The 14,265-nt window shown below is 62.4% G+C and carries 12 protein-coding genes; 5 read left to right on the top strand and 7 right to left on the bottom strand.

Going from position 1 to position 14,265, the window contains the following annotated elements:
* Positions 1-118: 118 nt before the first annotated feature.
* Complete coding sequence (clpA, locus tag PU634_RS03555) at positions 119-2,371, bottom strand: ATP-dependent Clp protease ATP-binding subunit ClpA (RefSeq protein WP_306762692.1); 2,253 nt, start codon at positions 2,369-2,371, stop codon at positions 119-121.
* Between the two features lie 47 nt (positions 2,372-2,418).
* Positions 2,419-2,736 carry an ATP-dependent Clp protease adapter ClpS gene (gene clpS / locus PU634_RS03550; protein ID WP_306762691.1) on the bottom strand — a complete coding sequence of 106 codons (318 nt, stop codon included), beginning with the start codon at positions 2,734-2,736 and terminating at the stop codon, positions 2,419-2,421.
* A 364-nt stretch (positions 2,737-3,100) separates the two neighbouring features.
* On the opposite strand from clpS, the gene cspD reads away from it, so the two are divergent.
* Complete coding sequence (cspD, locus tag PU634_RS03545) at positions 3,101-3,316, top strand: cold shock domain-containing protein CspD (RefSeq protein ID WP_014291889.1); 216 nt, start codon at positions 3,101-3,103, stop codon at positions 3,314-3,316.
* 74 nt (positions 3,317-3,390) lie between these two features.
* Here cspD and PU634_RS03540 read toward each other — a convergent pair whose 3' ends face one another.
* Complete coding sequence (locus PU634_RS03540) at positions 3,391-3,984, bottom strand: YqaA family protein (RefSeq protein WP_306762690.1); 594 nt, start codon at positions 3,982-3,984, stop codon at positions 3,391-3,393.
* A gap of 113 nt (positions 3,985-4,097) precedes the next feature.
* On the opposite strand from PU634_RS03540, the gene glnD reads away from it, so the two are divergent.
* The 3 genes from glnD to dbpA all read left to right on the top strand — a co-directional run bounded on the left by glnD (position 4,098) and on the right by dbpA (position 9,425).
* Entirely contained in the window at positions 4,098-6,728 is a 2,631-nt protein-coding gene (gene glnD, locus PU634_RS03535) for a bifunctional uridylyltransferase/uridylyl-removing protein GlnD (RefSeq protein ID WP_306762689.1), read from the top strand.
* A gap of 52 nt (positions 6,729-6,780) precedes the next feature.
* A complete protein-coding gene (dapD, locus tag PU634_RS03530) occupies positions 6,781-7,812 on the top strand; it encodes a 2,3,4,5-tetrahydropyridine-2,6-dicarboxylate N-succinyltransferase (RefSeq protein WP_306762688.1) in 1,032 nt (343 codons plus the stop codon).
* Positions 7,813-8,045: 233 nt separating this feature from the next.
* Positions 8,046-9,425, top strand: coding sequence for an ATP-dependent RNA helicase DbpA (dbpA, locus tag PU634_RS03525; protein WP_306762687.1), 1,380 nt, complete (start codon positions 8,046-8,048; stop codon positions 9,423-9,425).
* 121 nt (positions 9,426-9,546) lie between these two features.
* Here dbpA and PU634_RS03520 read toward each other — a convergent pair whose 3' ends face one another.
* Both PU634_RS03520 and PU634_RS03515 read right to left on the bottom strand, forming a co-directional pair.
* On the bottom strand, positions 9,547-9,813 hold the full coding sequence (locus tag PU634_RS03520; protein WP_306762686.1) for a DUF3081 domain-containing protein: 267 nt from the start codon (positions 9,811-9,813) through the stop codon (positions 9,547-9,549).
* Positions 9,814-9,828: 15 nt separating this feature from the next.
* Positions 9,829-11,718 carry an SLC13 family permease gene (locus tag PU634_RS03515; RefSeq protein WP_306762685.1) on the bottom strand — a complete coding sequence of 630 codons (1,890 nt, stop codon included), beginning with the start codon at positions 11,716-11,718 and terminating at the stop codon, positions 9,829-9,831.
* Positions 11,719-11,958: 240 nt separating this feature from the next.
* Here PU634_RS03515 and PU634_RS03510 point away from each other — a divergent pair, with 240 nt between their 5' ends.
* Positions 11,959-12,795: a CvfB family protein gene (locus PU634_RS03510; protein ID WP_306763655.1), complete on the top strand. Its 837-nt coding sequence runs from the start codon at positions 11,959-11,961 to the stop codon at positions 12,793-12,795.
* Between the two features lie 93 nt (positions 12,796-12,888).
* On the opposite strand, the gene PU634_RS03505 is transcribed toward PU634_RS03510, so the two are convergent.
* Positions 12,889-13,329 carry a flavodoxin gene (locus tag PU634_RS03505; protein WP_306762684.1) on the bottom strand — a complete coding sequence of 147 codons (441 nt, stop codon included), beginning with the start codon at positions 13,327-13,329 and terminating at the stop codon, positions 12,889-12,891.
* Positions 13,330-13,340: 11 nt separating this feature from the next.
* Complete coding sequence (gene glsB / locus PU634_RS03500) at positions 13,341-14,258, bottom strand: glutaminase B (protein ID WP_371319636.1); 918 nt, start codon at positions 14,256-14,258, stop codon at positions 13,341-13,343.
* Between the last annotated feature and the right edge of the window lie 7 nt (positions 14,259-14,265).

Below are 14,265 nucleotides of genomic sequence, written 5' to 3'. Positions count from 1 at the left end.
TGCATAGCCCGGGGCGAGCCCTTCGCCCTTAACGCCAGACACGACTCCGTTTTCGCTGGAACAAAAATGCCCGGCGCCTTGTGGGCGCCGGGCATGATGTGTGCCGAACGGGCTCAACTCAGGCCATGGATGCTTCCGACTGAAACTCGAAGTGCAGCTCGTCGTCCGCCAGGGTGACCCGCACCGTGCCACCGCCCACCAACTCGCCAAACAGCAGCTCGTTGGCCAGCGGCTTCTTCAACTGCTCCTGAATGACCCGGCCCATGGGACGGGCGCCCATGGACTTGTCGTACCCCTTTTCCGCCAGCCAGTGACGGGCGGGCTCGCTGACCTCCAGCGACACGCCCTTGGCATCCAGCTGCGCCTGCAACTCCACGATGAACTTGTCCACCACCCGGTGAATAATGTCCATGTTGAGGTGGTTGAACCAGATGATGTGATCCAGCCGGTTGCGGAACTCGGGCGCAAAGGTGCGGTTGATTTCGGTCATGGCGTCATGGCTGTGATCCTGTTGCTGGAACCCGATGGACTTGCGCACGGTTTCCTGCACCCCGGCGTTGGTGGTCATCACCAGGATCACATTGCGAAAGTCCGCCTTGCGGCCGTTGTTGTCGGTCAGAGTGCCGTTGTCCATCACCTGCAGCAGAATGTTGAACACGTCCGGATGCGCCTTTTCAATCTCGTCGAGCAGCAGCACCGCGTGCGGGTGCTTGATCACCGCATCGGTCAGCAAGCCGCCCTGATCAAAGCCCACATAGCCCGGGGGCGCCCCTATCAGGCGCGACACCGTGTGCGCTTCCATGTATTCCGACATGTCAAAGCGAATAAGCTCAATGCCGAGAATACGCGCCAGCTGCTGGGTCACCTCGGTCTTGCCCACGCCGGTGGGGCCGGCAAACAGGAAGGAGCCGATGGGACGCTTCTCGTGGCCCAGGCCGGCCCGGCTCAGGCGAATGGCATCGGTCAGCACGGAAATGGCCTTGTCCTGGCCAAACACCACCATTTTCAGGTTGGGCTCCAGGTTTTTCAGGGCTTCCTTGTCGGAGCTGGACACGGACTTTTCCGGAATACGGGCAATCTTGGCCACAATGGCTTCTATGTCGCCCACACCGATGGTCTTCTTGCGCCGGGACGGCGGCAGCATGCGCACCTGGGCGCCGGCCTCGTCAATCACGTCAATGGCCTTGTCGGGCAGGTGGCGGTCGTTGATGTACTTGGCCGACAGCTCCGCCGCCGCCCGCAGCGCCTTGCTGGTGTAGCGCACATCGTGGTGGGATTCGTAGCGGCTCTTCAGCCCTTGCAAAATCTTGGCGGTGTCGTCCACCGACGGCTCGAGAATATCGATCTTCTGAAAACGCCGGGCCAGCGCCCGATCCTTTTCAAAAATCTGGCTGTATTCCTGATAGGTGGTGGAGCCCACGCAGCGGATCTGACCGCTGGACAGCAACGGCTTCAGCAGGTTGGCAGCATCGAGCTGGCCACCGGAGGCGGCACCGGCACCGATGATGGTGTGGATCTCGTCGATGAACAGGATGGCGCCCTTTTGCTTTTCAAACTGCTTGAGCACCGCCTTAAAGCGTTTTTCAAAGTCGCCCCGGTACTTGGTGCCCGCCAGCAACGAGCCCATGTCGAGGGAGTAAATGGTGCTGCCGGCGATAATCTCGGGCACATCGTTGTGCACAATGCGATAGGCCAGGCCTTCGGCGATGGCGGTTTTGCCTACCCCGGCTTCGCCCACCAGCAGCGGATTGTTCTTGCGCCGGCGGCACAGCACCTGAATGGTACGGTTGAGCTCCTGATCGCGACCGATCAGCGGATCGATACGCCCCTCCTTCACCCACTGGTTCAGGTTGACCACAAAGCCTTCGGTCTGGTTGCTGGCGGCCTCGTCGTTCTGCTCTTCCTGCTGGGACGAAGACGACTCTTCCGGCTCACCGTCCTTGCGAATGCCGTGAGACAGAAAGTTGACCACATCAAGCCGGCCCACACCGACCTTTTTCAGCAGATAGGCGGCCTGGGATTCCTGCTCACTGAAGATCGCCACCAGCACGTTGGCGCCGGTAACCTCGGCATTGCCCGAGGACTGCACGTGGAACACCGCCCGCTGCAACACCCGCTGAAAACCCAGGGTGGGCTGGGTTTCAATTTCGTCGTCACCCACCGGGATCAGTGGCGTGGTCTGTTCAATAAAGCTGTGGGTTTCGCGCCGCAACTGCTCCAGATCGGCCCCGCAGGCCAGCAACGCCTCCTTGGCAGACGGGTTGTCGAGCAGGGCCAGCAACAGGTGCTCCACCGTCATGAACTCGTGACGCGATCGGCGGGCTTCGTTGAAGGCGTCGTTCAACGTGCTCTCAAGATCTTTGTTCAACATAGGCACCTCCCCTAAGAAACTCCGGTCACCCCCATCGTTCGGGGGCTTTATGCTCGCTCCATGGTGCACAACAGCGGGTGTTCGTGCGTACGGGCAAACTTGTTCACTTGCGCTACCTTGGTCTCTGCAATTTCAGCGGTAAACAGTCCGCAGACCCCTTTGCCCTGATAGTGCACCGACAGCATGACCTCGGTGGCCTTGTCCATGTCCATGGCGAAGAATTTTTGCAGCACCTCCACAACAAAATCCATGGGGGTGTAATCGTCATTATTCAAGATGACCTTGTACATAGGAGGGGGTTGCAGCGCGGTTTCTTCCGCCTCCTTCAGTTTGTCATCCAGGGTATGCTGTGTTCTCCTGCCCATATAGTTACTCTAAATCACTGAATTGGATCCCGCTACACCGGCCATGTCAACATGCCCGTGGGTGTGACCCATGTCGCCATGGCGAACGCTGCGGCTCTGTTACCCTCACCCTACCGCCTGCACCGCTACTGTCAACAATCACCGTGATCATGGCGCTTTTTTACCCTGACAGGACGCCCGCAACGGGGCATGCAGCACTTGACTCCCTCACCGGTTTCACTAGAGTGGTTAACGGGTCGCCAGTAAAGTTTCATTCGAGACTTCACCGGCACCCGCATCCGGCGAAAAATCGCCTGAAGTTATAATTGGCTACGGCCAGTTTCTCAATGTTGTTTAGGATGTTTGAGTAAAAGGATGCACGAGTATGACAACCGGAACGGTTAAGTGGTTTAACAATGCCAAGGGATTTGGCTTTATCTGTCCGGCGGAAGGTGGCGAGGATGTCTTTGCCCACTTCTCCACCATTCAGATGGAAGGATACCGAACCCTGAAAGCGGGCCAGGTCGTTCGTTACGAAATAGAAAAAGGCCCTAAAGGTAATCATGCGGTCAGCATAATACCGGCAGGACAGCCTGCATAATAAAGCACGGGAAGACCATTCATTCCCAGTAAGCAAGAGGCGCCTCGGCGCCTCTTCTTCATAACGGCGCCCCCTCAGGCACCCAGCCACCGGCTGAGACCGTATCCCAGCACCCCCAGCCCGAGCAGCGCAAACCCGAGCGCCCGGGCATGACGGCGCCATAACGCCAGAGCCCGCTCTCCGGTCAGCCGCACCAGCCATGCCAGCCCGAAATAGCGGATACCGCGGCCAATCACAGTGGCCAGCATAAACAGCCCGAGGGAATAGCTCACGGCGCCGGCGGCCAGCATGGCCACCTGAAACGGCACCGGGGTTACCCCCACCATGATGATGGCCATAAAGCCGTCTTGCGATAATTCCTGACGAAAGTCGTCAAAGGCCTGCTGTCCATTCAGCGTCTGCAGCCACCTCTGCCCCAGGCTGTCGAACAACCATGCACCCAGGCCATACCCCAGCAGGGCGCCGGCCAGGCACCCCGCCAAGGCCGCAACGGCCAGCTGCCACAGCCGGCGCTGCTCGACCAGCATCAGTGGAATCAACAGCAATTCCAGGGGCACGGGCAGGATCACCGCCTCCAGCAGGGAAACCACAAACACCACCGGCAATAACCAGATCGAGCCGGTAAACCGGTTCAGCCAGGACGGCAGTTGTTTTTCGGCTTGCATCATGGAACTCCGTAACCGGGAAATGACTGTTGCCAGTATGCCGAATGCGGCCGCACTTTTCCCCGTTCACCGGCTTTGTTAAGTTAAAGACTGACCCTTACAAGGAAATGCCGCTCATGGATGCCAGCCTGCTCGCTCCCGCCCTGTTGTCTCCCGATAAGCTTACCCTGACCCGCTGCAAGGAAATCCTGGCTCACCTGCAGGGCTGGCTGGAGCAGCGATTCGATGCCGGCGACGACATCAACGAACTGGTGAGCACCCGCTCCCAGCACATGGATCAGCTGCTCACCGGGCTGTGGGCCCGCCATGGCCTGGCCCACAGCCCGGAGCTGGCGCTGGTGGCGGTGGGCGGCTATGGCCGGGGCGAGCTGCACCCCTGCTCCGACATCGACCTGTTGATCCTCTGCCGCCATGAGTTGAATGAACCCCTGAGCGAGCGCATCGGCAACTTTATTACCCAGCTGTGGGATCTGCACCTGGAGGTGGGCCACAGCGTGCGCTCGGTGGCCGAATGCGTGGAGCAGGGCAAGCAGGACATTACCGTGGCCACCAATCTGATCGAGGCGAGACTGATCACCGGCTGCTACGACACCTTTGCCGATCTGACCCGGGCCACGGCACCGGACCGGTTCTGGCCCAGCCAGGCCTTTTTCGAGGCCAAGCGCACCGAGCAGAGCGAACGCCACCGCCAGTTCCGCGACACCAGCTACAAGCTGGAGCCGGATATCAAGAACAGCCCCGGCGGCCTGCGCGACATTCAGACCATCAGCTGGGTGGCCCGTCGCCATTTCGGCGCCACCACCTTGGGGGAAATGGTCAGTCACGGCTTTCTCGATCAGGCCGAATACGACGAACTGCAGGATTGCCAGAATTTTCTGTGGAAACTGCGCTTTGCCCTGCACACCGTCATCAGGCGGCCCGACAACCGGCTGCTGTTCGACCGTCAGCGGGCGGTGGCCACCGCCCTGGGCTACGCCGGCGAGGGCAACGAGCCCATCGAACACATGATGAAACGCTACTACCAGACGGTACGGCGGGTGGCCGAGCTCAACGAAATGCTGCTGCAGCTGTTTGACGAGGCCATTCTGGGCCATATCGCCATGGACGTGAAAAGCCTGACCCCCGAGTTTCGCCTGCGCGGCCGGCTGATCGACGTGGTCGATCCCAGACTGTTCAGCCGGGAGCCCGCCGCCATGTTGCGGCTGTTCTACCAGATGGCCGCCTATCCCCAGATCGCCGGCATCTATTCCACCACCCTGCGCCAGCTGCGCGAGGCACGCCGCGGCCTGAGCGGCTTTCTGTGCGAGCGGGCCGACTGCCGCCGGCTGTTCATGATGCTGATCCGTCACCCCGGCAGCGGCCGGCTGGCGCTGACCCTGATGCACCGTTACGGCGTGCTGGCGGCCTACTTGCCCCAGTGGAACAAGATTGTCGGCCAGATGCAGTTCGACATGTTTCACGCCTACCCGGTAGACGAACACACTCACCGGGTTCTGAAAAACATCGCCCGGTTTCGTGATGAAAGCTGCCGGCGCAGCCATCCCCTGTGTTTTGACATCGCCGGCCGGCTGCGCAAGCCCGAGCTGCTGTTGCTGGCCGGACTGTTTCACGATATCGCCAAGGGCCGCGGAGGCGATCACTCCACCCTGGGCGCCGACGATGCCCTCGACTTCTGCCTGGCGCACGGCCTCGATCGTTCCGACGCTCGCCTGGTGTCCTGGCTGGTGCGCCGGCACCTGCTGATGTCGGTTACCGCCCAGCGCCGGGACATTCACGATCCGGAGGTGATCCGCGACTTCGCCACCCAGGTGCGGGACGAACTGCACCTCGACTTTCTCTACTGCCTGACCGTGGCCGACATCTGCGCCACCAACGACACCCTGTGGAACGACTGGAAGGGCAGCCTGCTGCGCGAGCTGTATTTCGCCACCCAGAAGGCGCTGCGCCGGGGTCTGGAAAACCCGCCGGATCTGCGCCTGCGCATTCGTGAAAACCAGCAACAGGCCCGCCGCCTGCTGGAGCACCTGGATACCCCGGAGCAAGGCATCAAGCCGCTGTGGGCCCGCTTTCCCGCCGACTATTTTCTGCGTCACACGCCCGAGCAAATCGCCTGGCACTGCCGGCACATTCTGGCCCATGACGATCCCCGCAAACCGCTGGTGCAGATCAGCCAGCAGCCGGGCCGGGGCGGCAGCGAGCTGTTTATCTACTGCCCCGACTCCCCCAATCTGTTTGGCCGGGTGGCGGCGGCGCTGGATCAGAAAAACCTCAACATTCACGACGCCCAAATCATGACTTCCAAGGACGGCTACGCCCTCGACACCTTTATTGTGCTGGAGCCCGACGGCCAGCCGGTGAGCGGCGATCGCCTCAGCGAGCTGTGCACCGACCTGGCCCTGGCGCTCGACAGCCACACGCCGCCGGTGGTGCGCATTCGCCCTCCTTCCCGCCGCCACCGGGAGTTTCATGTGCCCACCCGGGTGCTGTTTCTGGAGCCGGAGCGCAGCAGCAAACGCACCCTGATGGAGCTGGTCGCCCTCGACACCCCCGGCCTGCTGGCCCGCACCGGGGCCGTGTTCAGCCGGCTGGGGCTGAACCTGCACGCCGCCAAAATCACCACCATCGGCGAGCGGGTGGAAGATTTTTTCAGCCTGACCAACGGCGAGGATCGGCCATTAACTGAGCAGGAGCAGGCGCAATTGCGAGAAAAGTTGGTGGATGAACTCAACCACGAGAGCAAAATGTGATAAAAGGTGCATCAATTTTCAGGAACGCAACCATCTTAACGGAGTGAACACCATGGCAAACTTTGCTTTCGGTCTGGGCGTGGGCACCAAGTCCGCCAAGGGAGAATGGCTGGAGGTTTACTATAACCAGCCGCTGCTGAACGCCAGTGACGCACTGATCGACGCCGTGGCCGGCAACATTGGCTACCAGGGTGACAATGCCGCCATTGACATCACCACCGCGCAACTGGCCGGGCTGAAAGCGGCCTTCCTGTCCGCCGGCGCCACCGAGCAGGCCGAGATCGCCGACATTCTGGAAGGCAGCACTCAGCCGCTGGTGATCACCATTCTGGAAACCGACGCCGCCCCCGCCTCCACCGCCGAGGTGTACCTCAAGCTGGCGCTGCTGTCGCATCGCCTGGTCAAGCCTCACGGCCTGGACCTGTCCGGCATGTTCGGCCTGCTGCCCAACGTGGCCTGGACCAGCGAGGGCGCCATCGCCGTGGACGAGCTGGCCAAACGCCAGCTGCAGGCACGCGCCCAGGGCCGTACCATCAGCGTCAACTCCGTGGACAAGTTCCCCAAAATGACCGACTACGTGGTGCCCGCCGGCGTGCGCATCGGTGACGCGTCCCGCATTCGCCTGGGCGCCCACGTGGGCGAAGGCACCACCGTCATGCACGAAGGCTTTATCAACTTCAACGCCGGCACCCTGGGCGTGAGCATGGTCGAAGGCCGCATCTCCGCCGGTGTGGTGGTGGGCAACGGCTCCGACCTGGGCGGCGGCTGCTCCACCATGGGCACCCTGTCCGGTGGCGGCAACATCGTCATTTCCGTGGGTGAAGGCAGCCTGCTGGGCGCCAACTCGGGCCTGGGCATTCCCCTGGGCGATCGCTGCACCATCGAGTCCGGTTTGTATATCACCGCCGGTGCCAAGGTCACCGTACTGGATGACCAGAACCAGGAAGTACAGACCGTGAAGGCCGCCGATCTGGCCGGCAAACCGGATCTGCTGTTCCGTCGCAACTCCCAGACCGGCCGCATCGAGGTAAAGACCAACAAGTCTGCCATCGAGCTGAACGCCGAGCTGCACAAGCACAACTGATCCTCAGGTCATGCCGGCCACCGAGCCGGCATCTTCTGAGTACATGACGGTGCCGTTTGGAAGATACCGGGTCAAACCCGGTATGACGGCACACCGAGAATAGCAATGGCGCCGTTACTGACAGCGCCGTTTTTGTTTTAAGCGCGCAGAAAAACACCACCCCGAACACATTTCTGCTATGATGCGCCCCCCGCCGTTCCGGCTCCTTTCATTTCACTACAGCGAAGCCTTCCGTGACCAACACCGACTTTTCCGCCCTGCCGCTGGGCCCGACCCTGCTCGACAACCTGACCAGCCTGGGTTATACCCGCATGACCCCCATTCAGGCCCGGGGCCTGCCCCTGGTGCTGGCCGGCCGGGACGTGATTGCCCAGGCCAGCACCGGTAGCGGCAAGACCCTGACCTTTGGCCTGGGGCTGCTGTCGCGGCTCGATGTCAGCCGTAACGACGTGCAGGCCATGGTGCTGTGTCCCACCCGCGAGCTGGCGGATCAGGTGGCACGGGAGCTGCGCAAACTGGCCCGGGCCCTGGCCAACGTCAAGCTGGTATCCTTGTGTGGCGGCTCGCCCACCGCGGCCCAGACCGCCACCCTGCAATTCGGTGCCCATATCGTGGTGGGCACGCCGGGACGCATGCTCAAGCACCTGCAACAGGGCAGCCTGAGCCTGGATGCGCTCAATACCCTGGTGCTGGACGAGGCCGATCGCATGCTCGACATGGGCTTTGCCGACGACATTCGCAAGGTGGTGGCCTTTGCCCCCGCCGAACGCCAGACCCTGCTGTTTTCCGCCACCTATCCCGACGGCATCGCCGAGCTGAGCCGCGGCCTGCAACGCCAGCCGCAACAGATTGCGGTGGCCGACGAGCACCGGGGCGAGAACATTGTCGAGCTGCTGTTTGAAGTGGCGCCGGAGCGGCGCAAAACCGCGCTGGCGACGCTGCTGGCCCACTACGCCCCCGCCTCCACCGTGGTGTTCTGCAACACCAAGCGGGCCTGCCAGGAGGTGGCCGCTCACCTCAACGGCCTGGGTTTTGCCGCCCTGGCACTGAACGGCGATCTGGAGCAGCGGGAACGGGATCAGGTGCTGGTGCGCTTTGCCAACGGCAGCGCCAACATTCTGGTGGCCACCGACGTGGCCGCCCGGGGCCTCGACATCAAGGAGCTGGCGGCGGTGATCAACTACGACATCACCCAGGATCCCCAGGTGCATGTACACCGCATCGGCCGCACCGGCCGCGCCGGCGAGCAGGGCCTGGCGCTGAACCTGTACAGCCCGCAGGAAGCCTACCGGGTCAACATGATTGAAGAATACCAGCGCGCGCCCATGGCGCAGGGTTCGCTGGATGCCCTCAACGGTCAGGCGACTCCCCGCCAGCCGGAGATGGTCACCCTGAATATCGCCGGCGGCCGCAAAAGCAAAATCCGCGCCGGCGACATTCTCGGCGCCCTGACCCGGGATGCCGGCATCGCCGGTGCCCAGGTGGGCAAAATCGACATTACCGAAATGCAGTCGTACGTGGCGGTGCACAAGGACGTGGCCCGGCAGGCACTCAGGCACCTGCAACAGGGAAAAATCAAGGGCCGCAGCGTGCGTGCCAGCCGGCTGGGTTGACCGTCGCCGGATGAATAATACGCTCAGGCCGTCATCCTGACGAAAGTCATCGCGACCCGGTCAGGATCTTTCTGCAGCAAGATACCGGGTCAAGCCCGGTATGACGATGTTATATTTGCCGTTATGACTCGTTAAAGTGGCGGTGAATATAATCGACCTTGGCCATAAACTGCTCCTTCAGGCCGTTGGTGGCGTATTCGAAATGGTAGCTCTGGTGAAAATTGAGCTGCAGGGTCACGCCACTGCCTTCCAGCACCACGCTGTAACCGTCGAAATCACTCCTGGCCACGATGCCTTCCAGCATGTGGCCGTCCTCGTAGGGCTGGCCAAAGCGCCGGATCTTGTCAAATACTTCCAGAATAATGCGGTTGTCCAGTTCGTTTTGCATGGGCATTTCCTCGTGTTATCCGGCCTGAAGCGGCCAAATCCATAACAGCATGGGCAGGCTGAGCGCGATCACCAGCAGTTCCAGCGGCAACCCCAGTCGCCAGTAATCGCCAAAGCGAAAGCCCCCGGGCCCCAGGATCAGGGTATTGTTCTGGTGGCCGATGGGGGTGAGAAAGGCACAGGAGCCGCCAATGGCCACCGCCATCAGAAAGGCATCCGGGTTCACCGCCAGCTGATTGGCGGTGCCCAGGGCGATGGGGCACATCACCGCCGCCGTGGCCGCGTTGTTCATCACGTCCGACAGGGTCATGGTCACCACCAGGATCAGCGCCAGCGCCACCAGGGCACTGCCCTGGGCCACCCCGTCGAGCAGCCAGCCGGCCACCAGACGGGCGGTGCCGCTCGATTCCATTACGTCCGCCACCGGGATCAGCGCCCCCAGCAGCACCACCACCGGCCAGTCCACGGCATTGTAAACCGAGCGCGGCGGCACGGTACGAAACACCATGGACGCCAGCACGCCACTGGCAAAGGCCACCGCCGCCGGCAGCCAGCCAAGAGCCGCCACCGTGACCGAGGCGGCCATGATACCGGCCGCGGTCAGCGCCTTTTTCTTGTCGGGGATCCGCAGCTCCCGCTCCGCCAGGGGCACGCAGCCGGTGCTGGAGGCAAACTCGGCTATCAGCTCGGGCGAGCCCTGCATCAGCAGCAGATCGCCGGCGCGAAACGCCAGCGCCCGCAGCCGCTTGAAGGAGCGCTGGCCCTGGCGCGACACCGCCAGCAGATTAACACCGTAGCGGGTGCGCAGCTGAATGCCCCGGGCGGTACGCCCCAGCAGCTCGGAGCTGGGCAAAATCACCAGCTCCATCAGCACGATTTCATCGGAGCCGTCCTCGTTTTTTTCCTTCTTGTCCTTTTTCGCCTGCTCGTCCGTTTCCGGCTCGGCGGCGGTCTCCCGGGGCGGACCATTGTCCTTGCCGGCCTTTTCTTTTTCCTTTTGCCGCTCTTCCTTGGTGGCCCTGGCTTCTTCCAGCTTGAGCCCGAGGGACGACAGGGCATGGGACAGGGTCTCGGCCTCGGCTTCCAGCATCAGAATATCGCCGGCGCGGGTGCGCCGGCGCGGGCTGGGCGGCATCACCCGAACCGAGTTGCGCACCAGCCCCAGCACCTGGGCATCCGCCTCCACCAGTGCCAGCTCCAGCTCACGCAGGGTAAGCCCTTCGGCCTTGCTGCCTTCCGGTACCCGGGCTTCGGTGATGTAGGCGCCGGACTCAAACCCTTCCATGCCCGACTGCTTGCGCGCAGGCACCAGCCGCCAGCCGACGAGGGTCACAAATCCCACTCCCAGGGCGGCCACCGCCAGCCCCACCGGGGTGTAGTCGAACATGCCAAAGCCTTCGCCACCGCTGGCCTGGCGAAAACCGGAGACGATCAAATTGGGCGGAGTGCCGATCAGGGTGGTCATGCCCCCCAGTATGGTGCCAAAGGCCAGTGGCATCAGGATCTGGCCCGGCGGCAGTTGCTGGCGCCGGGCCATTTGCAGGGCCACCGGCATCAGCAGCGCCAGGGCGCCCACGTTGTTCATAAAGGCCGACAGCACGGCGCCCAGGGTGGTCAGCGCCACAATCGACAGCACAGGGCCGGACTGGCCCGGCAAAAAGGTGCGCGCCAGCACATCCACCGCTCCCGTGCTCTGCAGGCCCTTGCTCAGCACCAGCACGCAGGCCACGGTGATCACCGCCGGGTGGCCCAGACCGTCGAAGGCCACCTCGGCGGGCACCAGGCCGGTGAGAATGCAGGCGAGCAGGGCGCCGGCGGCCACCATGTCGTGGCGCCAGCGCCCCCACATGAACATCACCACGGTGGCGGCAAGAATAATAAGGATGGTGATCTGTGCCTGATCCATGCTTGCGTATTGCTCCTGAATATGGCGGGCCCGCTGAAAACGGGAACACAATCACCACAGTGTCGATCTTTTGCCCGAGTGTAGCAGCCTTTTGACCGACAGGGGCAACAGAAAAATGATAATTCATTGAATTTAAAGGTTTAAGTTTTAAGCTGCAACCGGACCCCGGGACCTTTTCAAAGATGGTTTTTACCCGTCCGGCAGGCTAAGATCATGGTTTTTGACAACGATGGAATCCTGATGATCAAGCTTGGCGACAACAACTCCCTGCCTTTGCTGCGGCTCGACGACAAGGGCGGCTGGCTGGACGGCGGCGACTGGGGCGAGCTGTTTCTGCCCAGAAGCCAGCTGCCCGCCGGCTGCCAGCCCGGCGACCGGATCGACGCCTTTATGTATCTGGATGCGGATCTGCAGCCGGTGATCACCACCAGCCGTCCCAAGGCCAGGGTCAACCAGTTCGCCTCGCTCAGGGTGGTGACGGTCAACCGCCTGGGGGCCTTTCTCGACTGGGGCATGAAAAAGGACATTTTCGTGCCCGCCCGCAATCAGGCCCAGCTCATGCAGGTGGGCCGCCATTATGTGGTGTACCTGTCGCTGGATCACGAGGGACGCATGGTGGCCACCAGCAAGCTGGAGCCCTTTCTCAGCAAGGACACGCCCCGCTACAGCGCCGGCGACGAGGTCAGCCTGCTGATCGTGGCCGGCACCCCCCTGGGGCTCAAGGCCATCGTCGACGGTCGCTTCTGGGGCCAGCTGTTCAAGTCGGAGCTGCCCGAGCGCCTGCCTATGGGCAAAAGCCTGCGTGGCTACATCAAGCAGGTGCGGGCCGACGGCAAGATTGACCTGACCCTGTTCAAGCCCGGCCCGGGCAAGACCGACGAGGCGGCGGACAAGGTACTGGCCCGGCTGCAGGCCGCCGGCGGCAGCCTGCCGGTGAGCGACAAAACGGATCCCGACACCATTTACCGCCTGTTCGGCATCAGCAAGGGCACCTTCAAGAAGGCCATCGGCGGGCTGTACAAGCAGGGCAAAATCCTGATTGAAGCGAACGGCATCCGGCTCAATCGTGAGCAGTGATACGCAAGGGGTGAGGCACAAGACAGCGCGCCCCCCGATACCGTCCCGGCATGCATGCCCACACAGCACGTGGAAACAAGATGCCCCCCTCTTTTAAATTTTGTCCATCCAGCCCTTGAGCCAGTCAAGGGCGGGCACCTCCGGCTCCAGGGTGTCGGTGGCGTCCACCTGCAGCCGCTCGGTGACCGCCTGGGCCTGTAGCTCCTGCAACTGTTCGTCCAGCCGGCGGCCGGCGCCACAGAAGTGCTCGTAGCTGCTGTCGCCCAGGGCCACCAGGGCGTAACGCACCCGAGGAATGGGCGGACAGCTTTCCCGCAGCTCTTCGAACAGCGGCACCAGGTTGGGGGGAATGTCGCCCTGACCGGTGGTGGAGGTCACAAACAACCAGAAATGGGATTGATCCAGCTCGGCCAGCTCCGCATCTTCATGCAGGGTCACGCTGTGGCCCGCCTTCACCAGTGCTTCCTCCAGGGCCTCCGCCACCAGCACGGCCGAGCCATACACGGTGCCGATAATAATCTCCACTGTCGCCATATTTCCTCCTGTCAGAAAAGTCGTAAGTCCAGAGCCCGGGACAACTCTTCCAGCGCCCAGATCCCCGCCACCGAATTGCCATAACAGTTCAGTTCCGGCGACCAGACGCACACCGTGAAACGTCCCGGTACCACCGCCACGATACCGCCCCCCACCCCGGACTTGGCTGGCATGCCTACCCGGTAGGCGAAATCCCCGGCCGCATCATAGAGTCCCGAGGTGAACAGCAGGGCGTTGAGCTGCTGCGTCTGCAGCCGGGACAGCCACTGCTCGCCGGTCACCACGCAGCAACCGCCATTGGCCAGGAAACTGAAGGCACGGGCCAGGTCCACACAGCTCATGGACAGGGCGCAATAGCTGAAATAAGCCCTCAGCACCTCGTCCACCTCATTGCGAAAGTTGCCAAAGCTCTTCATCAGGTTGGCCATGGCCGCATTGCGAAAGCGGTGTTCATACTCAGAGTCGGCGACCTTGTGGTCAATGCGTAATCCCGGATTACCGGACCGCAGCCGCATCGCCTCCAGAAAGGCGTGCACCGGAGCCGACAGGCGGGAGCTGAGCGCGTCCACCACCACCAGGGCGCCGGCATTGATAAAGGGATTACGCGGTATGCCCTGCTCGAACTCCAACTGCACCAGGGAATTGAAGGCATTGCCCGACGGCTCCTTGCCTACCCGCTGCCACAGCTCGTCACCATAGCGCTGCTGGGCCATTGCCAGGGCGAAGGCCTTGGAAATACTCTGAATGGAGAAGGGCTCCCGGGCGTCGCCACTGCAATACAGCTCGCCGTCCAGGGTACAGATGGCCATGCCAAAACGCTCGGCAGGCACCCGCGCCAACGCGGGGATATAGTCGGCCACCTTGCCCTGGCCAATATGCCGGCGGGCCTGTGAGTCAATACGATCGAGTAGAGGTTGCAGTATCACGATATACGCC

This window comes from Oceanimonas pelagia (assembly GCF_030849025.1).
GTDB lineage: Bacteria > Pseudomonadota > Gammaproteobacteria > Enterobacterales > Aeromonadaceae > Oceanimonas > Oceanimonas pelagia.
The sequence above is the reverse complement of the archived record's forward strand: the minus strand, read 5'-3'. Positions and strand labels throughout refer to the sequence as shown.